The 21,769-nt window shown below is 38.5% G+C and carries 21 protein-coding genes; 11 read left to right on the top strand and 10 right to left on the bottom strand.

Annotation, left to right across the window (positions count from 1 at the left end):
- The 3 genes from JR005_RS10195 to JR005_RS10205 all read left to right on the top strand — a co-directional run.
- Window positions 1-484: IS3 family transposase (locus JR005_RS10195; protein ID WP_218664824.1), on the top strand; the 484-nt coding region annotated here is incomplete at its 5' end.
- A 150-nt stretch (window positions 485-634) separates the two neighbouring features.
- Entirely contained in the window at window positions 635-928 is a 294-nt protein-coding gene (locus JR005_RS10200) for an alpha/beta fold hydrolase (protein ID WP_228731685.1), read from the top strand.
- A 203-nt stretch (window positions 929-1,131) separates the two neighbouring features.
- Entirely contained in the window at window positions 1,132-1,335 is a 204-nt protein-coding gene (locus JR005_RS10205) for a hypothetical protein (protein ID WP_004988443.1), read from the top strand.
- Between the two features lie 179 nt (window positions 1,336-1,514).
- On the opposite strand, the gene JR005_RS10210 is transcribed toward JR005_RS10205, so the two are convergent.
- The 4 genes from JR005_RS10210 to JR005_RS10225 form a co-directional block, all read right to left on the bottom strand.
- Window positions 1,515-2,906, bottom strand: a complete 1,392-nt coding sequence (locus JR005_RS10210) for a sensor histidine kinase (protein WP_151829762.1) — start codon at window positions 2,904-2,906, stop codon at window positions 1,515-1,517.
- Between the two features lie 8 nt (window positions 2,907-2,914).
- Entirely contained in the window at window positions 2,915-3,601 is a 687-nt protein-coding gene (locus JR005_RS10215; protein ID WP_004988436.1) for a response regulator transcription factor, read from the bottom strand.
- A 1-nt stretch (window position 3,602) separates the two neighbouring features.
- Window positions 3,603-5,261: a phosphoethanolamine transferase gene (locus JR005_RS10220; protein ID WP_004988431.1), complete on the bottom strand. Its 1,659-nt coding sequence runs from the start codon at window positions 5,259-5,261 to the stop codon at window positions 3,603-3,605.
- A gap of 100 nt (window positions 5,262-5,361) precedes the next feature.
- Window positions 5,362-5,961 carry a phosphatase PAP2 family protein gene (locus tag JR005_RS10225; protein WP_228731686.1) on the bottom strand — a complete coding sequence of 200 codons (600 nt, stop codon included), beginning with the start codon at window positions 5,959-5,961 and terminating at the stop codon, window positions 5,362-5,364.
- Between the two features lie 285 nt (window positions 5,962-6,246).
- Here JR005_RS10225 and JR005_RS10230 point away from each other — a divergent pair, with 285 nt between their 5' ends.
- Window positions 6,247-6,789 carry an undecaprenyl-diphosphatase gene (locus tag JR005_RS10230; RefSeq protein WP_119686639.1) on the top strand — a complete coding sequence of 181 codons (543 nt, stop codon included), beginning with the start codon at window positions 6,247-6,249 and terminating at the stop codon, window positions 6,787-6,789.
- Window positions 6,790-6,986: 197 nt separating this feature from the next.
- Here the strand turns inward: JR005_RS10230 and JR005_RS10235 are convergent, their stop codons facing one another.
- The 4 genes from JR005_RS10235 to JR005_RS10250 form a co-directional block, all read right to left on the bottom strand.
- Entirely contained in the window at window positions 6,987-7,424 is a 438-nt protein-coding gene (locus tag JR005_RS10235) for an META domain-containing protein (RefSeq protein WP_119686638.1), read from the bottom strand.
- A gap of 744 nt (window positions 7,425-8,168) precedes the next feature.
- On the bottom strand, window positions 8,169-8,612 hold the full coding sequence (locus tag JR005_RS10240; protein ID WP_119686636.1) for a universal stress protein: 444 nt from the start codon (window positions 8,610-8,612) through the stop codon (window positions 8,169-8,171).
- A 286-nt stretch (window positions 8,613-8,898) separates the two neighbouring features.
- The gene (locus JR005_RS10245) at window positions 8,899-9,381 is read right to left on the bottom strand and encodes an FKBP-type peptidyl-prolyl cis-trans isomerase (protein ID WP_004988415.1); all 483 of its coding nucleotides are present in this window, start codon (window positions 9,379-9,381) and stop codon (window positions 8,899-8,901) included.
- 233 nt (window positions 9,382-9,614) lie between these two features.
- Window positions 9,615-10,925, bottom strand: coding sequence for a D-alanyl-D-alanine carboxypeptidase PBP6B (locus tag JR005_RS10250; protein WP_218664994.1), 1,311 nt, complete (start codon window positions 10,923-10,925; stop codon window positions 9,615-9,617).
- Between the two features lie 170 nt (window positions 10,926-11,095).
- On the opposite strand from JR005_RS10250, the gene JR005_RS10255 reads away from it, so the two are divergent.
- The 6 genes from JR005_RS10255 (at window position 11,096) to rapA (ending at window position 19,122) form a co-directional block, all read left to right on the top strand.
- Window positions 11,096-12,796, top strand: coding sequence for a M61 family metallopeptidase (locus tag JR005_RS10255; protein WP_218664995.1), 1,701 nt, complete (start codon window positions 11,096-11,098; stop codon window positions 12,794-12,796).
- Window positions 12,797-12,871: 75 nt separating this feature from the next.
- Window positions 12,872-13,489, top strand: coding sequence for a thiamine phosphate synthase (gene thiE / locus JR005_RS10260; protein WP_005004776.1), 618 nt, complete (start codon window positions 12,872-12,874; stop codon window positions 13,487-13,489).
- A gap of 96 nt (window positions 13,490-13,585) precedes the next feature.
- Window positions 13,586-14,884 carry a glutamate-1-semialdehyde 2,1-aminomutase gene (gene hemL / locus JR005_RS10265; RefSeq protein WP_218664996.1) on the top strand — a complete coding sequence of 433 codons (1,299 nt, stop codon included), beginning with the start codon at window positions 13,586-13,588 and terminating at the stop codon, window positions 14,882-14,884.
- 45 nt (window positions 14,885-14,929) lie between these two features.
- The gene (locus tag JR005_RS10270) at window positions 14,930-15,346 is read left to right on the top strand and encodes a GlcG/HbpS family heme-binding protein (RefSeq protein ID WP_004988402.1); all 417 of its coding nucleotides are present in this window, start codon (window positions 14,930-14,932) and stop codon (window positions 15,344-15,346) included.
- A 153-nt stretch (window positions 15,347-15,499) separates the two neighbouring features.
- Window positions 15,500-16,141 carry an RluA family pseudouridine synthase gene (locus JR005_RS10275; protein WP_218664997.1) on the top strand — a complete coding sequence of 214 codons (642 nt, stop codon included), beginning with the start codon at window positions 15,500-15,502 and terminating at the stop codon, window positions 16,139-16,141.
- Window positions 16,142-16,284: 143 nt separating this feature from the next.
- Window positions 16,285-19,122 (top strand): RNA polymerase-associated protein RapA, encoded by a 2,838-nt coding sequence (gene rapA, locus JR005_RS10280; RefSeq protein ID WP_218664998.1) that lies wholly within the window; start codon window positions 16,285-16,287, stop codon window positions 19,120-19,122.
- Window positions 19,123-19,204: 82 nt separating this feature from the next.
- On the opposite strand, the gene dps is transcribed toward rapA, so the two are convergent.
- Together dps and fabR are read right to left on the bottom strand one after the other, a co-directional pair.
- Window positions 19,205-19,711 carry a DNA starvation/stationary phase protection protein Dps gene (gene dps, locus JR005_RS10285; protein ID WP_004996931.1) on the bottom strand — a complete coding sequence of 169 codons (507 nt, stop codon included), beginning with the start codon at window positions 19,709-19,711 and terminating at the stop codon, window positions 19,205-19,207.
- A 155-nt stretch (window positions 19,712-19,866) separates the two neighbouring features.
- On the bottom strand, window positions 19,867-20,559 hold the full coding sequence (fabR, locus tag JR005_RS10290; protein ID WP_218664999.1) for an HTH-type transcriptional repressor FabR: 693 nt from the start codon (window positions 20,557-20,559) through the stop codon (window positions 19,867-19,869).
- A 140-nt stretch (window positions 20,560-20,699) separates the two neighbouring features.
- Here fabR and JR005_RS10295 point away from each other — a divergent pair, with 140 nt between their 5' ends.
- Window positions 20,700-21,761 carry a ferredoxin reductase gene (locus JR005_RS10295; RefSeq protein WP_126624499.1) on the top strand — a complete coding sequence of 354 codons (1,062 nt, stop codon included), beginning with the start codon at window positions 20,700-20,702 and terminating at the stop codon, window positions 21,759-21,761.
- The last annotated feature ends 8 nt before the right edge of the window (window positions 21,762-21,769 follow it).

Raw genomic sequence — 21,769 nt, forward strand, 5'->3', positions numbered from 1 at the left:
TATTCAAACTCATTCTGGCTGGGTCTACACTGCATTTATTATTGATGTGTTCTCGCGAGCAATTGTTGGATGGAAAGTATCTACACGGATGAATACAGATATGGTGCTCGATGCATTGGAGCAAGCATTGCACGATCGAGGCATGCCAAAGAATGTAATTCATCATTCCGATAGAGGTGTTCAATATCTTTCTATTCGCTATACCAATCGTTTAGAAGCAGCAAATTTACGAGCATCAGTCGGTACGACAGGTGATTCATACGATAATGCTTTGGCTGAAACGGTGAATGGCTTATACAAAACAGAGGTGATTGAATATTTAAAAGCAGATTGGCAAGGTTTAGCAGATGTACAACTTGCGACACTAAATTGGGTAGATTGGTTCAACAAAAAGCGTGTACACAGTGCACTGGGTTATGTATCGCCTTTTGAGTTTGAAGCAATGTACTATGATAAGATTAATCCGTTAGGTCAGGTGGCCTAACTTAAATAAAAAAGTCTCCGACAAACCCGGTACGGTTCATTAGCGGAACGTCCAAAATTTTATAGCGATTTCTTTAAAGACTTTTATGGTGTTGGCTTACTCAAACATGCTGTTAGTGATGAGTTCCTTAAATGGAATACACAAGTTGCCATGCAGGCAAGTCTTAAAGCCACAGTAGATTGTGTTCGAGCATTTGCCTATACTGATTTTAGACCAGATCTTGCTGCGTTCACCGTACCATTATTGGTGATTCATGGCACCGCAGATAAAACAGTACCGATTGAAGTCAGTGCGCATGCAGTGAAAAAAGCGATACCAAATGCGACCCTGATTGAATATGAGGGAGAACCGCATGGCGTCTTAGCCACCCAACAGGAGCGGGTTGCACAGGATTTACTTCACTTTCTGGCAGATGACCAAACGCATTTAACGAATCCATTTTGATTTAAAGTTTAAGGAAAATGAGCCACGATATTATTTACAGTGATGCTTCATTTTCTGCATGAAAACTTATTTTGAAATGACTCACTCTAAAATTAATGTATTAGACTTCTTTGATCAGTGTTAAAGCCTTTTTATCTTTCCCTCATAAGGAGAAATAAAAGGGATGTATGCAAGAAGTCTATTTCTATTAAGGATAAAGACTCATGATAGACGAAGAACAACCTTTAAATTTCGATGATGATAATGAACCTTTGGATTTTGAAGATGAAGAATTCATCGATGATAAAAAAGAAGATGAATTGTACAATGCAATTACCAAAGATGGTTCAAGTGTTGATCCAGCGGAGGATGGTGAACGTCATATTCGTCCAGAAGATGGTGATCCTATCGAAGTTGAAGAAGAGTAATGCCATAAAGAGCCCAATGAGTTGTTGGGCTCATTTAGCATCTAATTTGTATTATTCAAATACGGCATGACTTTCCTTGAAAGCTGATCTAACTCCATAAACTCATGGAGTTAGATCACCTCATGAATCAGGCGGGATAATTTTTGAATGTTTGTGCAACTTAGTTGTTGTTTATAAAACTATGTGTTGGCATCTCTATTTTGTTTAAAAGTCAGGACGACTTTCAAACCTGTTAATCGCTCTGAACTACTAAGTTGCATCGTAGCATCAATGGCTTGTAGGGCTGATTGCACAATGGAGAGGCCAAGTCCACTTCCTATAGCTTGATGCTGCGTTTCAACCAGTCGAACAAAGCGCTGCATAACATATTCATATTGCTCTGGTGCAATTCCACTACCACTATCATGAATTTCCACCTGACAATGCTCGTTTTCTGCACAGTATATTTTAATCAGAACCAGACTTTGTGCGGGGCTATATTTGATCGCATTATCAATCAAGTTAATCAAAATACTATCTACGGTATTGCGAGTTGCCCATATATTTAATTCTTCCGGCGGACTGTGAATGTCGACTTGTACATCCATATTTTTATGATGTGCCTTGGCAAGCAATTGACCGACATTACGACGCGTTGCGTCTACAAGATTCAATTTTTCGAGAGGTTCATGTTGTTGAACCTCTTGATGTGCCAAAGCCATTAACTGTTCAACTAAATGGGTCATTCGATCTAGGCTGTGTCTTAAGTCTTGCAAATTTTCATGATAGGTTGAGCTATTGCGTTGAGTTTTCATCAACAGTGAGCTTTGCAGATTCAAGGCAGTAAGCGGGGTTCTTAATTCATGTGCAGCGTTCGCAACAAAAAGTTGTTGTTGTTTTTGTGCGTTTTCAATCCTTTTAAATAAATAATTTAACTCATTGATCGCAGGGGTAAGTTCAACGGGTAAATCCTTAACATGAATCTCGGATAAATCATGATAATCCCGTTGTGCAAAAGTCACACTGAGTTCATCAATCGATCTTAAGTGATGGCGTATGAGTCGATAAACTGCATAAATCGCAAATGGCATGAAAAAAAGATAAGGAATAAGCATATTAAATGCCAGTTCCTCGGCCAGATGACGGCGGACTTTGATGAGCTGGCTAATTTGGATTTGCTTATCTGCAAGTGGTAATACATAAATCTTTAATTCACCCCGAGAGGTTTTATGTTTGGAGAAATGTGCTGAATTTGAATACGGCAAAATATAGTTATGATGCTGACTGATGTACTCAAGTTCATTTTTAGGAATAATGTCGATAAAGACATCGGTTTCATCATATTGTTTGTGAGGATCAAAGCTAGAAAGACGATTTGAAAGATTATTTTTATCCAGAAATTCTGCCATTTCCTGCATTTGGCGATCAATGACTTCCTGTGATTCTTCAAGAGCGATCCGATAGGCAGCAATACCAATGATAATCAGCAAAATAATACTGAAAATCGAGATGCTCCATGACATTCTCGAACTAAGTGGCAGGTCACGATAAATTTGCTTGAGTCTGTTGTAATTATTGTAAAAAGGGGGCATCTCAGCAGCTACCCTGAAACTTTTGGTGTATCTATACAATAACCCAGACCACGAACGGTACGAATAAAATCTTTGCCTAATTTATATCTAAGATTATGAATGTGTACTTCAATGGTATTACTGCTGATGTCAGTATCCCAGTTATAAAGTTTTTGTTCGAGCATTTGTCGGGAAAAAATCTGATTGGGATACATCATCATGGGTTCTAAAATTGCCCATTCTTTGGCTGAAAGTTCGATTTTCTTTTTTCCTTTTATGACCCGATGCGTATTTGGAAAAAGTTGAACATTGCCCACTTTAAAATGAATTTCTTCGAGTGAATTGTAGTTTCCACGCCTTAAAACAGATTCAATTCTGGCAATTAACTCATCAAAATCATAGGGTTTAACAATATAATCATCAGCCCCCAGTCGGAGTCCCTGAATCTTGTCACGACTTTGGTCACGCGCACTGATAATAATCACCCCCATCTTATTCATATCGACTTGTTTGCGAATATGTTTAAGGACTTCCAACCCTTCTAGTTCTGGCAATCCAAGATCTAACAGTACAATGTGATAAGTTTGACCGAACAAATAATCGAGGGCTTCTAAACCTGTTTTCGCCCAATCGATTTCAAATTTTTCGTGTTGAAACAACTGGTAGGTTGATTTGCCTACCATTAAGTCATCTTCGATATATAAAATACGAATCACTTTAAACACTACCTCCACATTGTGCGAGTAAATCGAGTTGGCGATTGAGTACTTTGGTTTGAATATTTAAAAAGCTCAATAAAGTTGGAAATAAATTATCCTGACTCACTGCATGATCCTTTTGTTTACTTAAACAATTCTGAATTTTTTGATGTTCTGGCCATTGTTGTGAAGTCCAAAATAGCATGGGAATATGAGTTTGTTCTTTAGGTGCCATAAAATAAGGCGTTCCATGCAAATATAAACCGCTTTCTCCAGTCGATTCACCATGATCAGATAAATAAATTAATCCAGTAGGCACACCTGTTTGTTGTAATACACGAATCGTACTGGCCACAATATGATCAGTATATAAGATCGTATTATCATAAGTATTAATCAATGACTGATGATCACAATTTTGAATATTATTGGTTTCACAAACAGGTAGAAATTTCTTAAATTCATCAGGATAACGCTTATAATAGGCTGGGCCATGACTCCCCATTTGATGTAATACAATGAGTTGATTTTGCTTCAAATGCTGAGTATCAAGTTGTTTTAAATAATCAGAAAGTGCTGCCAATAAAGCACCATCATGACATTCACCATTTCCACACCATTTCTTATAAGCAGGCTCATCTTTGGGCACGATATAATTTTTTATGCGATCACAAGTGCCTTTGCATCCAGAATTATTATCAATCCATGTAACTTGATAACCTGCTCTTTGAGCGATATCCAGTAAACCTTCACGGTGTGAGGCTAAAGCAGCGTCATAATTCTTGCGAGGCATACCAGAAAACATGCAGGGTACAGACACCGAGGTTTGTGTTCCACATGAGGATGCCTGATTAAAATTGACAATATCCAACTGACTGAGTTCAGGATTCGTCACTTTGGCATAGCCATTTAAACTAAAATTTTGCGCGCGCGCAGTTTCACCGACCACCAAAACCATAATTTTAGCGGGTTGTTGGATCGCATGATTGACTTGATGCGCATCTTCACCATAAGGTATTAAGGGTAGATTTTGTTCTTTTGTACTTTTATGTGCATAACTCCAACTACTCGACAAAATATTTAAAGGAGAAATTTGGGCTTTTAATTCACGATTTTCCCGAAAAATAGGCGCGTATTGACTATAGAATGAAAACAAACCAAGACCCATAATAAACAAAGCAATGATCAAGCTGATTGATTTATCAAGAACAAGGCTTCTAATACTCTGAATGGGTTTGATTTTTATATAAAATACAACGATTAATGGTAAAACAACGGTCTGAATGATCCACAATAAAAAGGGAACAGATAATAAATCAAATGCTTCATCGACATCTGTTTGCATGACATTCTGAATTTGATCAGGATTAATGTTTACACCTAGTTGATTGACAAAATAAGATGAAAGTCCTGTCAATACAATTAAGACCACGGCAAGTGCTTTGGCTGAATGCTGCCAACTAAAAATCTGTAAGACAAAGAAATAAAATCCGCTTAAGATTAAAAAAGTCACAAAAATAAAAGAGTATTGAATAAATCCTGAAAAAGAACTGAAAGAGCAAAGATGTTCATAGAAACCAATATTGGTGAAACTGGCCAGCCAACTGGCGACCAGAATATTAAACATTCTTAGAGAGACGGAGATTCGTTTAAGCTTAAATAGAGTAGCCATACGCATAATTTCAGCTAATTGATGCAGATGCTCTATTTAAAACTGATAAGATTAAGAAATAATTAGATAAAATTTAATTAAAAATCAATAACTAATATTAATTTACTTAATTCTTGTTATAAATTGAGAGGGTCTTTAACTGATAAGACCAACGCATTTGCCATACTTTATACAACATAAAATCAATGAGCCATGACCACCAGAGTGCCCATAAGTTATGACTTAAAAAGTGAGCACCACGTACCATTTGAACCGTACTCATCACTATACCCATGACTAAAGCGAATGCGAGTCCATATCGCGCAAGCTTGGGATAAAATGGACGATAAGCAAAATATAAAATGAGTAAAGAAAATCCAGCAGACGCATGACCGCCTGGGAAACACTTACCTCGCGAGCTTAATGGTCTGAGCCAGTCGACATGTTCTTGATTGACTTGTAAAAGTGCCCAAGGGCAGGCATGTATTGATTGGGATTTGAGTAAACCGATTACTGCAACCGAAATCATCATTCCCAGTACCACAACGCCACTGATTGAACGCCACGGTGAGCTTGATTTTTCAATTGATAATTTCAGCCAGACAACAGCATGTATGATTGCAATCAAAATCACGAGATTTTTTAAAAATTCATGTCCAACTTTAACTAAAAACCAGCTTTCCCTTAAGTAATATCCCGAATGATCTACCCAAGGAAGACTGAGCATTTGATCTACTGACCCAGCAACAGGTATGAAAATTAGCATCAAGAGGGCAGTAGAGAAAAATAAAATAAGATTTAAACAGTCAAATTTTTTTAAATGCAAAGCCACTTTTACCAGATCCAAAAGTATATCTACCTAAAGAATAAATAACCAAGATTAAGTATTTATTAGGAATGAAATTATTTTTTTTAATTTATTTTTCAATGGCTTATTGTGGTTTAAATCTAAGAAACACTTAATCTAAAATGAGTCTAATAAACGAAGTGATTTGGCTTTTATGACCGACTTATGTTTCTTTCCACTGTTAATCATCGTGTATTTTTATGGATCAATGCATCTGCCACACCAGCACCATTTTTATTAAAAATGGCTATTTTTATCTCGCATGATCTGATTGGTATTTATCTACTTTTATGTACCGTTTTATTGATTAAAGGGGATTCAAATTATAAAAAAGCCTATTTACATAGTTTGCTGCTGGTTCTGATCGGTGTGTGTATTGCCGCTATGATTGATCACTTTTATTATCATGCGCGACCATTTGCATTGGAATTAGGGCATTTGCTGATTGCTCATAAAGCAACAAATTCTTTTCCAAGTCATCATATGCTAACGATTAGCATATTGGCATTTTCTTTTTTATATCAAGGCTGCCAAAAACTAGGGGCTATTGCTATTCTGATTGCAGCTTTGGTTGGATGGTCACGTATTTATTTGGGGGTACATTTCCCTTTGGATATTGTTGGAGCAATGATTTTGGCATTTGTTCTTGTGAATTTTTATATGCGAAGCAGAAATATTTTATTTTTCAAGATGAAACAAACGGCTTAACTTCAAACTAAAGTCAGCGAAGGATTTCGCTAGATAAGATATGTTGTGATAAATAGTTTAAATCACAAGACTTTTTCATAAGCCTCTTTTATTTCTGTTTGTAGGAGAAAAATAAAGAGGATTTAAACAATGATCAAAGAAATCATATTTACGATTAAATTAAAAGCTCCCAACTTATCATTGGGAGCTTTACTTATTTATTTACTTTTTAATTCAACTAGAACTTTTCCGTCTTTATTTAAAAGTTCTAATTTTTTCTCAGAAACTTTATAGCTTGTAGTTTGCTCTAACGCATTAGAGAATTTTTCTGGAACATCTGTTGCAGATAAACAAGCCATTTGAGTTTTTGCTAACTGAGTGAAAGCAATTTGGGTACCTTTGACGGTGTATCCGCCCATTAGACGATTACAACCATCAGAACCACTCAATGCACTATTATCAAACATTAGGGCAGCAACATTAGTCGTCTGAGCTGGATTAACTTTGTATTCTACGCCATTGATTTCAGTCACTAGCCACAGTTTATTTTGTAGCATTGCTAGATTTCGGTCGGTAGATGGATTGGACATTGTGGCACAACCTGTCATGGCTAATACAGATACAATACCAGTCGTCATCATGATTTTTTTTAACATGTTTTTCTCCAATTCAATTTTATTCAGTTCGTAAAGATGAGTGATTTATTTTTGATAATGAACGTGGAACAAACCAACTTAGGCATTCTAAGATAAAAATATGCTTTTAATTCATTATTTTACTGTTTAAGTACAATTTTAGAATATTTAATAAGAATTGCTGCAAAAGCTCACAGTTTATTTCGTTTGTTTACATAAGTTGTGTCTTTAAATGAAAATATTAAAGAAAGGCAAAAGGGTATACCTCGATTTGGATTTTTATTGAGCATCATCACTTTTTTACATTGTAATTTTGTGTAAATGTTTTTCTTATTAAATTTTGGGTATCTCCTATGCGCTACTTTTATCTCGGCTTTTTAATTTGTGCTTTGCTTGGTCTGTTCTCCTGTATATTCTTGATTTTGGGAATTTTGAATATGGATAAGATTCTTCTTGGGGTGGGGTTACTGTGTATTATTGCAACATGGTTAGCCTATAAGGAATTTGATGTAGCATTCCATTTTCGTCAAAGAGACTAATAAAATAATTGAGTAAAACTTGATCGATTTAGCAATAAGTGCTATCTTAAAAATAAGGTATTCATATACTGCTTGGTCTATAAGAGTTCATTCTCGGCCAAGATAAATCAGATATGGTAACCTCGATTTGTAATTAGCTAACAACAAACAATATTTGAGGATATTCACTCAAGTTGTTTTGGTTCTAGAAAAGCCCGTAAAAACGGGCTTTTTAGTGGCTGTAAGATTATTTTTTTACAATCAAAACAGGCAATTCTGTATTTCCAAGTACATCTTGCGCAAAGCTACCCAAGAAGAATTTTTGGAATCCTTTACGACCATGTGAACCCATCACAATCAAGTCAACTTTTAAGTCTTCCGCTGCTTGTAAAATACCTTCTGATGAGACTTCACCTTTGATAATTTGAGTCTCAATCTCAATACCTAATTCAGTTCCAATAGTTTCAGCTTTTGCCAGAGTTTCCTCTGCTTGTGCATGAGCTTCTACAAAGTAATCTTTCATTACAGGGGAAACATAATAAAAATCGACACCGCTAAATGGATCAACGGCCAATAAGCTGATTGCTGTAATTTTACTGTTAAATGCTTTTGCAATAGAAGCGGCTTGTTTAAGCGCAGCGAGAGAGATGTCAGAGCCGTCAACTGGAACTAAAATGTGTTCATATTTCATGATGTATTATTCCTATGTAAATCAATCATTGTTATAAATCTAAAGTGCAATCTCTGTTGAAATAGAAACTACGTATGCACCTTTAGTCTTCATCATAAAAATAAATGAAAACAACTACAAGGCGAATTACAAATCAGAAGGCATCTTTTGTGAGTTTATGAATAAAGATAAATAAAATTGATGATTAAATTTACAATTGATGGTTTTTAATATTGATTGGGCATTATGATTTAAAAAATAAAGCAAAGTCGAAACTTTGCTTTATTTGAATCGGTCAATTAACCGATTAGTGGTGATGACCACCCGCGCCATGAACATGACCATGATCAAGTTCTTCTTGGGTTGCATCACGAATTTCAACGATTTCAACTTCAAAAGTTAAATCTTGACCAGCAAGTGGGAAGTTTGCATCAACGACAACATTATCGCCTTCAACTGCTTTAACAGTAACGATTTGCACGCCATCATCAGTTTGAGCTTGGAATTGCATACCTGGTTGAATGTTTTCAACACCTTGGAACATTTGAGCTGGTACTTCTTGTACAAGATCAGGATTATATTCGCCATAACCTTCAGCAGCAGGTACATTGACTGTAAATTTTTCACCTACAGTTTTACCAGCCAAGGCATTTTCTAAACCTGGGATAATATTACCTGCGCCGTGCAAATAGGCAAGTGGTTCACCTTGTGATTGGTCAAGAGTTTCACCCTCTGCATTAGTCAGCGTGTAGTGGAATGAAACCACGTGGTTATTTGCAATAGCAGTCATGTTATTTGATCCATTCAATCAATTTAAGTACACATGATAAAGTGAAAAACTGGTTTTGTAGATGAAAAATCGTAAAAAACCACAAGTTTTCACATTTAAACACTCATTTTTTCATTAATAAGGGCAATTTTCTCAATTTCAATGCAAAATTGAATTTTTTATGCTGTAAATCTCGCCATTTAACTTTACAAAAAAGGTAGCTTAAAAGCTACCTTATCATCGACGAAATAATTTTAGTTCAGTGGGTAGAGTTTGACACTTCGATCATCATGACCAAATAGCGAAAACAGACCTTTGAACCACATAAAGAATCGTTCAAAAATATTGGCTTCCTGAATTTGAACATTGTCATTAATTTGGATGCTTTGAATCAATTGATTATTTTGGTAAACCTGAACCGTTGCAAGATGAACTGCTTTCATCAGCGGCGCAGTCAATTGTTTCTCGTTGAGCTCGACATTGACATGGGTTTTGGTGGTTTGTAAAGGCTCAATTGTGGTCATTATGCCGTTGGCATAGGTGACATGTAAACGTTGAGTCTGCATATCAAACTGATTGAGATCAATCGGTTGTGATAAATCATATAATGATGTAGTGACAATGGTCGGTTGTTGAGTCTCAACCTTAAACATTTTCAAGGTAGATTTGACAACTGGCAGTTCAGCAATGAGCTGTTTATCTTTAATAACTTCTTCATCACGGGTATAAGCATAAGCCAGATTCATTAGTTTATGCGCAACTTCGGCTCGTTTTACTGCACTTTTAGTCCCCAAAACCACCACAATCAGACGACGCTCTGGTAAATCTGGATTTAGGGTTGGACGTTTCGCCGTCAGCGCAAGATTATAGCCCGCTGCTTTGGTAAAGCCTGTTTTTAAACCATCCACACTTGGGTCATTTTTTAGTACCAAATTGGTTGCGCGATGAAAACGTTGGTTATAACTGAAACTGGGTAGTTTTGAATAGCTTAAATAATCAGGAACTTCATTGACCAATGCTTTGGCGAGTAAGCCCAGATCATGTGAAGTCGAATAATGATCTGGCATGGTGACGCCAGCAGGGTTGGAGAAATGTGTATTCTGCATGCCCAAAGCTTGAGCTTCCTGATTCATACGTTTCAAAAATGCAGGAACATTGCCTGAAATCCGTTCGGCCAAGGTTACCGCAGCATCATTGGCTGACATCACAATCAAACCTGCTAAAAGTTGATCAACAGAAATCTGTTCACCTTCTTTTAAATACATTTGGGATTCATCCCACTGAACCATTTTAACCACAGGAGTTGCAGTCAAAATTTCATCTTTACGTAGTTTGCCTGCCTTAATTTCTTTAAGGGCAATATAAGCTACCATCATCTTGGTTAAAGAGGCAGGAGCGCGTTGTGCATTGCTATTATATTCAGCAATGGTCTGGCCTGATTGTGCATCGATGATGCTCCAAGCCTGCGCTTCGACACTTTCAGGTGCAATATTCAGGAGTTGTGCATTGGCAAGCGTGGTACAAAACAAACTAAAAAGCGTAAAAAGTGAAAGGAAAAATCTCACGTGTTCACCTGCATGACCATCCTGTGGTGTGAAATGCTAAAAATAGTTGCATGCTATGCCTTTTTTTTCTTGGTGGCTAGTGACTTTTGTAGACAAATGCGACAACTACTCATGCGCTGTTAAAAAAATGTTAAGCTAGATGAAATTGATTGATTTGATATCCTGAAAATATGTTGCATTACCAAATTGAATTTGATGATTATCGCCAACACCTGATCCATGTCACTATGCGTTTTCTAGCCAATCCCAATCAGGAACTCTGGCTACCGACGTGGATTCCTGGAAGTTATTTGATTCGTGAATTTGCAAAACATATTGAATCAGTCAAAGCTTACGATGAAGCGGGTCGATTATTGTCGATTCGAAAAGATCAGAAAAATACATGGCAATTATTCAATACAGATCATGAACTGATTACAGTTGAGTATGATGTTTATGCTTATGATTTATCGGTTCGTGGTGCTTACGTCGATCAGACCCGTTTATATGTTAATCCTGCATGTGTCTGTCTGGGATTAAAAGATCAGGAACAATCCGCTTGTGAAGTCGAATTGTTTTTGCCAGAAGAACTGAAGCACTTCCAGCTTGCAACAGGTTTAACATCAAAAAGTTTAGTGAAAGGGCGTTTTACCTTAAAAGCAGAAAGTTATGATCAACTGATTGATAGTCCTTTTGAACTTGCAGAGCAAACCCGATTTAGTTTTGATGCAAATGCAATTGCACATGAATTTGTAGTATCAGGTCAGCATCACACCAATGTTGAACGCTTAAAGTCTGATTTAACTAAAATTTGTGAAACCGAAATTGCAATTTTTGGTTCTGCGCCATTTAAAAATTATACGTTTATGACGATGGCAACGGGCAATAGTTATGGTGGATTAGAACATTGTAATAGCACCAGTTTGATTACACCACGCAATGATTTGCCTAAAGCCAATGAACCTGAAGAACCATCTGAAGATTATCAGCGTTTCTTGGGTTTATGTAGTCATGAGTATTTTCATTCGTGGCTGGTGAAATTTATACGTCCTGAAAATTTTGCTCAATATAATTTACATCAAGAATCTTATACCTCTTTACTGTGGATTTTTGAAGGTTTTACCTCGTATTACGATGACCTAATTTTGCTACGCAGTGGCGTGATTTCACAAACATCTTATTTGAAATTATTGAAAGCCCAGATGGATCGTTATCTGCAAAATCCAGGACGATTTATTCAATCTGTGTCTGAGTCGAGTTTTGACGCATGGATCAAGTTTTATCGTCAGGATGAAAACTCAAATAATGCAGGAACCAGTTATTACAATAAAGGTGCTTTGGTCGCCTTATGTCTGGACCTCGGGTTACGCACTTATGACTCTAGTCTGGATGCATTATTGCGTCGCTTATATGAAAATACGCAAAAGGGCATTCAGGTCAATGAGCGAACCATTTTTGATCTTTGTAAGGAATTGACAGGGCAAGATTGGACAGAACGTTTAAGCTTCTTGATCAATACTACAGAAGAACTGCCAATCAATGAGTTACTGCCATCGTTTGGATTAAGCTATCAATTCAAACACGATAAAGCATTGCCATTTGGTCTAAAACTGCAAGATAAACCTGAAGGTGTCCTGATTCAGCAAGCCAATCGTGCGGGAGAGGGTGCAAAAGCAGGTTTGTCTGCGCAGGATGTGATTGTTGCCATTGATGGACTTAAGGCGTCTGAAAAATTATTGGCTCAATATGCAAAACAACAGGGACAGTTCACCGTATTTGCATTCCGACGTGACGAGTTCATTCAGTTCACTGTAACGGGTGGAGAAATTCCATTACAAACTGTTGAATTTAAGATTGAAGACCAAGCCAAACTGGATTTATGGCTTAAATAAATGATGGGTATGTATAGGAAACTTATATCGTTTTTGATATTCCATTTAATAAAGCAATAAAGAGATATAAATGTAATGCGTGGTTTATATTTAATTACCAATGATGATCCGATCGAACTCTTATTGGAAAAATTAGAAGCAGCTTTGGCTACGGGTCAAGTGGCGATTTTACAGTATCGTCGTAAAAAAGTACCGCCACTCAATCAACCCGCTGAAGTCGATGCGATTAAATGGCTCTGTGAGAAATATCAGGTACCTTTAATCATTAATGATGATTTGATTTTGGCCGCCCAGTTTAAGCTGGGTGTGCATTTAGGTCAGTCGGATGGTGAAATTACTGATGCCAAAGCCAGATTAGCACCCAATGCGATTATTGGTCGAACCTGTGCCAACTCGATTGAGCTGGCTGAACAAGCGATTATTGACGGTGCAACTTATGTGGCTTTCGGTGCAGTCTATGCAACGACGACCAAACCCGAAGCAGGCAATATTGGTTTAGAAACATTGAAACAGGCACGTTCAAAAGTCAATGTTCCGATCTGTGCCATAGGTGGTCTAACTGTTGAAAATTCCAAAGCAGTGATTGAAAGCGGTGCTGACTTGTGTGCTGTGATTAGTGATATATTAGGCCTTCCAGTTCCAGAGATTCCTGCGCGTGTTCATGCGTGGGCTGCGTTATTTGCAGATGCCTGATCTAAAGAATCCATCGGTTTTTGATTAAAGCCTGATTCAAAGAAAAATGTTCTGCATTCTGATTTTTAACTGAATTTACAAGTATCGAGAGTATTCATGAGTTTATCTCCAAAACAAGTGCAATTATTTGAGCAAGCCAGTAAGCATATTCCTGGCGGTGTCAATTCTCCTGTTCGTGCCTTTAATGGCGTTGGTGGAACTCCGGTATTTATTAAAAAAGCCAAAGGCGCTTATCTCTGGGATGAAGATGATCAGCGTTATGTGGATTATGTCGGTTCTTGGGGCCCTATGATTTTGGGTCATGCGCATCCCGATATTATTCAGGCAGTCCAAAAAGCAGCTGAAGATGGTTTAAGCTTTGGTGCGCCCACTGTGCATGAAACTACTTTGGCCGATATTATTTGCGACATTATGCCTTCTATTGAATTGGTACGTATGACCAATTCAGGGACAGAGGCGACTATGACCGCGATCCGTTTGGCACGTGGCTATACGGGACGTGACAAAATCGTGAAGTTTGAAGGCTGTTATCACGGGCATTCGGATTCATTACTGGTTAAAGCGGGTTCAGGTCTACTCACTAAAGGTGAGGGTGAGCCAACCTCTAAAGGTGTGCCTGCTGATTTTGCGAAACATACCTTAACCCTTCCATATAACGATATTGCTGCATTAAAAGAATGTTTTGCCAAATTTGGACATGAAATTGCTGGTGTGATTGTAGAGCCTGTGGCAGGTAATATGAATCTGGTAAAACCGATCGATGGTTTTCTTCAAGCGATTCGTGATGTCTGTGATGAATACGGCGCTGTATTTATTATTGATGAAGTCATGACAGGGTTTCGCGTGGCTCTAGGCGGAGCGCAAGCGTATTATAACGTCAAACCAGATTTGACTACTTTGGGTAAAATTATTGGTGCAGGTCTTCCTGTCGGTGCATTTGGCGGTAAACGTGAAATTATGGAGTGTATCGCACCCTTAGGTGGCGTATATCAGGCAGGAACTTTGTCAGGAAATCCGTTGGCAATGCGCGCAGGCATTGAAATGTTTAAGCATTTGCGCCAGCCAGATTTCTATACGAACCTGAATGTAAAACTTGAAAAATTGCTCGCAGGTTTACAAGCAGCGGCAGATGAAGCGGGTATTCCATTTAAAACTCAACAAGCAGGGGCGATGTTTGGTTTGTACTTTACCGATCAAGATGACATTACCAGTTTCGATTCTATGCTTGCGTGTGACACTGAAGCTTTCAAAAAGTTTTTTCATGGTATGTTGGATCGTGGAGTAAATTTTGCACCTTCAGCTTTTGAAGCAGGATTCATCTCAGCTGCGCATAGTGATGAGGACATAGAATTTACGATTCAAGCTGCAAAAGACACATTTCAATCGATGAAGTAATGACACTAAAGCCCGTTTGACGGGCTTTTTTAATGGAGCATAACCATGAAAACTAAACACTATTTGACGTTGGCTGATGCTGAAATTTTAATGAATCGTGCTGTTGAGTTATCGATTGAGCGCAGTTTCAATATGAGCATTTCGATTGTTGATGAAGCAGGTGCTTTGTTGATCATGAAACGCATGGATGGCGCAACACCATTAACGGCTCATTTAAGTTTGGAAAAAGCGAAATGTTCAGCCCTAAGTCGCCGTCCATCCAAATTTTATGAAGACATTATACGAAATGGTCAAATGGGCTTTTTAACGCTTGAAAGTGTAACGGGTATGCTTGAAGGGGGGGAGCCGATTATTTATGAAGGGCAATTGATCGGGGCGATTGGAGTTTCTGGTGCTAAATCTTTTGAAGATGCTGAAATCGCACAGACAGCAATCCACGATTTCTTTCAGCAAATTTCATAAATACTGAATATAACTGTCTTTATTGTGTGAAAACTCAATGCTGACACCAAGCTCGAATAAAAACTTTGGGAAAAATGCTGTTTTTGCATTGTATTTCTGTCTTAAGATTTTTATTATTGCCCGCTGATTTAAAAATCACTTCCGGAATAGATTTTGAGTAATTTTCTAAGCGATCACCTGATTCATCGTGATGACGATTTTATAGTCGTTCATAAACCAGCAGGCATACTTAGTGTTCCAGGAAAAGGTGATTTACATGATAGTGTCTTAACGCGATTAGTCGCAGAGGAGCCACGTACTTTACTGATTCATCGTCTGGATCGTGATACTTCTGGCATTTTGGTATTTGCTTTATCGAAAGCTGCGCAAACTCATATTTCAAAGCAGTTTCAGGCGCGTGAAACTGATAAAATCTATCAGGCAGTGGTCGCGGGCAATTTGACAGGTGAAGGTTCGGTTGATATTCCAGTGATCTACGATCCTGAACGTCCGCCGTTGCATATTGTGGATCCAGCACATCACAAACCTGCATTAACGCACTGGAAGGTCATTGAACATCTTGAATGGCAAGGTCAGCCTGTAACGCGAGTACAATTGACTCCGATTACAGGTCGTTCGCATCAATTACGTGTACATATGCAATATTTAGGTCATTCGATTGTGGGTGATACTTTATATGCAGATGAAAAATATCAGCAACTTATGCCTCGCTTGTGCTTACATGCGATGAGCTTGAGTTTTCATCATCCTAAAACGGGAGAGCTACTGACATTTTATTGTCCTGTTCCGTTTTAGTGTCAAAACTTTTTTAACAATCGTGAAAAGCTCATTTTTTTTAATGAGCTTTGTGTCAAAATATGTGCTTAAAGACTACACAAAATGACTGACATTTAATCAAATGAACAGCGTAAAATGTGTGGTGCAAATTTGAGATAAAGGTGGAAAAATTGCAGCAGTTTGCTATTGGTCAACGTTGGTTATCAGATACGGAAACTGAACTCGGCTTGGGTGTTTTAATTGATGTTGATGAACGTTCAATCAGCATTTTATTCCCAAAAAGTGATGAAACTCGTGTCTATGCACGCAACAATGCACCTTTATCGCGTATTATTTTTAATATCAATGATGAAGTGCAGGATCAAGAAGGCAGCAAGTGGCTGGTTGAATCCATCGAAGATCGTCATGGGGTGTTACGCTACAATGTCGTACGTACTCTAGAAAGTGGTGAACAAGAGCGCAAAGCACTGAATGAAACCCGTATTGGCGCTCAAATTCAGTTATCTAAACCTGTAGATCGCTTGCTGGCGAGTCAAGTCGATTATAAGGAATGGTACGATTTACGCATAGAAGCGTTGATCATGCAGGCGCAAATGCAAACCAGTCCTTTGCGCGGTTTGATTGGTGCGCGTGTTGGCTTAATTCCACATCAACTTTATATTGCACACGAAGTCGGTCAGCGTTTTGCGCCGCGTGTTTTGCTTGCAGACGAAGTGGGTCTGGGCAAAACCATTGAAGCAGGTTTAATTATTCATCAGCAACTTAAAACTGGACGCTCCGAACGTATCCTGATTTTGGTACCAGACTCATTGCAATATCAGTGGATGATTGAAATGCGTCGCCGTTTCAATCTGCATTTTTCTTTATTTGATTTGACGCGTACTGCGTCGATGAAAGAACATGATCCAGACTTAAATCCATTTTCGACTGAACAATGCATTATTGCTAGCGTTGACTTGATGATTGATCATGAAGATTTGCGTGAGCAGGCGCTTGAAGCAGGTTTTGACTTGCTGGTGGTCGATGAAGCACATCATTTGATGTGGAGCGAAGAAGAAGGTGGTAATGACCGTTACGATCTGGTCGAAGAATTTGCTCAGCAAACTGCGGGTGTGCTGCTACTCACTGCAACGCCTGAGCAATTGGGTGTAGAAAGTCACTTTGCCCGTTTACGTTTACTCGATCCGCAACGTTTTAGTCGTCTGGATCGTTTTTTGGACGAAGAAGAGCAATATCAGCAAACTGCGAAAGTTGCTGAAGTACTGATGTCACATGAAGCATTAACAGAAGAGCATTTAGCTGCGCTTGAAGGTTTATTGGGTCATCGTATTGATGATCAACCTGAACAGCGTTATCAAGCCATTCAAGAATTATTGGATCGTCATGGAACGGGTCGTATCTTGTTCCGTAATACCCGTGAAGCGATTCAGGGTTTCCCAGGACGTGATTGTCAGCCTGCCGCTTTGCCAGCACCCGCAGATTGGTCGATGGATGGTAAGTTGCGTGAGCAAATGTGGCCCGAAGAAGGTCAACTGGATGGTGCGTGGATGGAAACAGATCCACGCGTCGCATGGCTCATGGAAATTTTGCGTAAAGATTTAAAACATAAAAAAGTATTACTGATTGCGCGTAGCGGACCTGTGGTTGAAGCACTGGAAAATGCATTGCGTTTACACGCAGGTATTCGTACCGCGATGTTCCATGAAGGGATGAGCTTACTGGAACGTGATCAGGCTGCTGCATATTTCGCTGAAGATAGTTATGGTGCGCAGATTTTGCTCTGCTCTGAAATTGGTTCCGAAGGTCGTAATTTCCAGTTCGCCAGTGATTTGATTTTATTCGATCTACCCGCAAATCCCGATGTGTTAGAGCAACGTATTGGTCGTCTGGATCGAATTGGTCAGGAAAATCGTATTCAGATTCATGTGCCTTATTTAATTGGAACTGCGCAAGAACGAATGTTCCGTTGGTACAACGAAGCATTGAATATTTTTGGTAGCATTTCGCCAACCGCGCAAACGTTACAGGAAAATTTTATTGTCGATCTAAAAGAATGCTTATTGGCTGATCTTGGACAGCGTTTTGAAGATTTACTTGAAGAAGTGAATGTTCAGCGTCAGGCATTGGAAGCTGAGTTACAAGCGGGTCGTGATCGTTTGCTGGAGTACAATTCTTGTCGTCCTGTCGTTGCACAACAGATTGTAGAAGCGCTTGAAGATTATGATGACAATACCACGCTGCCGATGTTTATGAAGCGATTTATGTCATCCACCAATATCGACTTTGATGAGCAAAGTAATGGTACGGTTATTATCAAACCGACTGATCAAATGCAGGTACAGGGTTTAACCCTAGATGAAGAGGGCATGACCGCGACTTTTTATCGTGATCAGGCGCAAATTCGTGAAGATGCGCAATACCTGACATTGGAACATCCGTTTGTGGAAAGTGTCATGGAGTTGATCAATACCCAAGCCTTTGGTAGTACCAATGTGGCGGTATTAAAGTCTAATGCACTTAAACAAGGCTCCGTATTGATTGAAGTCTGGTTCAAAGTAGATGTGGTTGCCCCTAAAGCTCTTAATCTTCCGTCAAGCTTACCAAAACAGTTGATTCGTGTATTGCTGAGTGAAACGGGTCAGGATTTGTCTGAAAAGATTGATCCAGCGATTTTGAAGCCTTATTTGCATCATCTGGATGGTAATAGCTGTCGTCAGGTCGTGAAAGCGCGTCGAGAAGTGATTGAACAACGCTATACTCAGGCACTTGATATTGCAAAAACGTCTTTACCGAGCTTGATTGAACAAGCCAAACAACATTATGGTCAAAAATGGCAATATGAAATTGAACGTTTGAGCTATTTAAAACAGTTCAATCCAAGTATTCGTCCAGATGAAATTGAACGTCTGCAAAAATTGCAAAAAGAAGGTTTAAATTTACTGGATGGATTAGCTGTGACCCCTGAAGCCATTCAAGTAATGGTCGTAGTAAAACCATAAATTTTTGAATCAGTTAAAAATACAAAAGGAGGAATTGATTCGTCCTTTTGTGATTTAAAAGCGTATAGCCTTAAGATTCAGATTAAGCCGTCTTGTCCTGATCGATATTGGCTTCAAGGAACCATAAATATTGATCCAGATCCTCTAGAGCTGCATGAATAATATCCTCAGAAATTGGATCTTCAATTTCATCAATCGTGTCGCGTAAATGATTCGCTACAATCGCGTAACGATCGGCCAACTCTTTTAAGTGATCCTGCACATCGTGAATTTCAACTGGATAAGCTTTCAAATGTGACGTGTTACTCACGGCTTGAGTCGTCCCCAATGCAGTTCCACCAATCTGAACTGCACGTTCAGCAACGTTATCCAAGTGCGTGATAAGCGAAGTTCTAAAGGTATCCAACATTTCATGTACGGCAATAAAATTGCTGCCACGCATATTCCAGTGCGCTTGTTTAGTCAGCAATGAAAGATCAATTAGATTCGCAAGAATTTGATTTAAAATTTTAACCGTAGCTTCTTTGACTGACGCATCTAAATTATTTCGTGTATAAACTTTTAATACTTTTGAAGTTGATTTACTCATGATAACCCCGTATTGAGATGATATTAACCAATTAAAATTGGTCTGACTTAATGTTGTATTTTTAAGCTATCACAATATCTAATTGAGAATTGTTTTTATTATTCAAGTTTTGTATCAGAATTTTTTATTTGACTTTTATTTGTAAAGTCAAAGAATTAGCGTATTTTTGATTCATCTAGATGACGCGCACCCTCTAAAATCATACGAATCATCACCATCGTCTGTTCCGCAACTTCTTCACGCTGTTCATGAGGTAAATCAATGACTTTTGCCCCCATATTAAACACCAATTGAGTAATGGCTTTGGCAACAAGGTCTGGATGAAAAAGTTTGCTACGGTTTAGTCGTTCTAGACGAATTAAATCTTCTTGCAATTCTTGTTGAAAGAAAATGAGTTGACGTTCTACGGCTTCTTTATAGGATTTGGAACCAGTAAAGCCTTCACGCAGTAATAAGCTTAAATTGCCTTCATCGGTATCAAGCTGCTGAATAAATACTTCGACTGAACTGCGAATGATACTGTTTTGTTTAGAGGCTTGTAATCGAGATTCGCGAATAATTTGACGTAACACAATTCCTGAACGATCAATCAGTGCAATTGCCAGTTCATCAATGTCTTTAAAATGGCGATAAAAACTATTCGGGGCAATACCAGCTTCACGTGCAACTTCTCTTAAACTTAAAGATGTGATACTTTTTTCTGGTCCAATCAAGTTTAAGGCGGCTTCAAATAATTCCTCTTTGGTAATGGTTGCTTTACGACCTACGGTACGGCTAGGTGTTTTCTGATCAAATTCAGGAGTGTCAGAATGAGAAGCAAGCGTTGAAGAAAGGGAAGAAGCGGTCATATTTTTCAATACATTGTCGGTATTGAATCATTATAACCATAGAGCTAGGCCGTTGGGAAATGTAAATAAAAGTACAAGTGTATATACAGGTTTATATACATGTGTATAATAATTAAAAAGCAACCTAGAGTGGCATTACTATGCAAGCAATTCAAAAGAGTCCATCACTCTTTCGTACATTGACACAATCAGTGTTCGATCCGCATGCAGCTGATTTTTGGCTACAAAAAGTTAATCCAATTTGGTCGACATCACGTGCCTTGGCGCAAATTATAGAAAAAAAACAAGTTGCAAAAGATACGATCAGTTTAACTTTGCAAACCAATCGTCATGTGAAGTTGGGCAAGGCAGGCCAGCATCATCCAGTGAAAGTTAAGATAGATGGCCGTTTATATGAGCGTAGCTATAGCTTAACGGAGCGCAATGGCGATCTGATTTTGACGGTAAAAAAAATTGCTGATGGTAAAGTCAGTACTTGGTTACACGAGCAAAGCCAAGTGGGTGACATTCTAGAACTTGGTCAGCCCTTTGGCGATATGCAACTAGATGATCAACAAAATGTGGTCTTACTGGCTGCGGGCAGTGGTATTACTCCAATGTACAGCCTGATCGAACAACTGAAGCGCAATCAGCAATTGACTCAAGTCCAAGTCAAACTTTTATATTGGGTTAAACATCGAGATGAAGCCGCTTTTGCCTCAGAGTTTGAACAACTTGCAGTGCAATATCCACAATTTGAGTACAAAATTTTTAGTACACAAGATGCGCAACACGATGGCCGTTTAAATGTAACGCATTTGGCTGCAATCGAAAATCTGGAAAATACAACCGTCTATGCTTGTGGACCTTCAGGTTTTGTGAAAACTGCGGAAGAATTGTTTGGTCATGCTCAATGCTTTATGAGTGAAGCATTTAGTTTGACTCAAATCTCTGACAATGACACAGGCTTTGTCAATGTCACTTTAAGTCGTTCCAATAAAACAGTCGCCATTCCTAAAGGACAATCCATTTTGGCTGGACTTGAACAGGCCAATATCAAGCCTACTTACGGCTGCCGCATGGGCATCTGTCATAAGTGCGTCTGCCAAAAGACGCAAGGCACTACTCAAGATTTGCTCAATGCCAGTGAAAATAGCGAACCAAAAAATCACATTAAAATCTGTGTTAGTTCAGCCAAGTCTGATGTTGTGATCGACCTTTAAAGAGAGAA

This window comes from Acinetobacter sp. Colony158, from assembly GCF_019264745.1.
Taxonomy (GTDB): domain Bacteria; phylum Pseudomonadota; class Gammaproteobacteria; order Pseudomonadales; family Moraxellaceae; genus Acinetobacter; species Acinetobacter ursingii.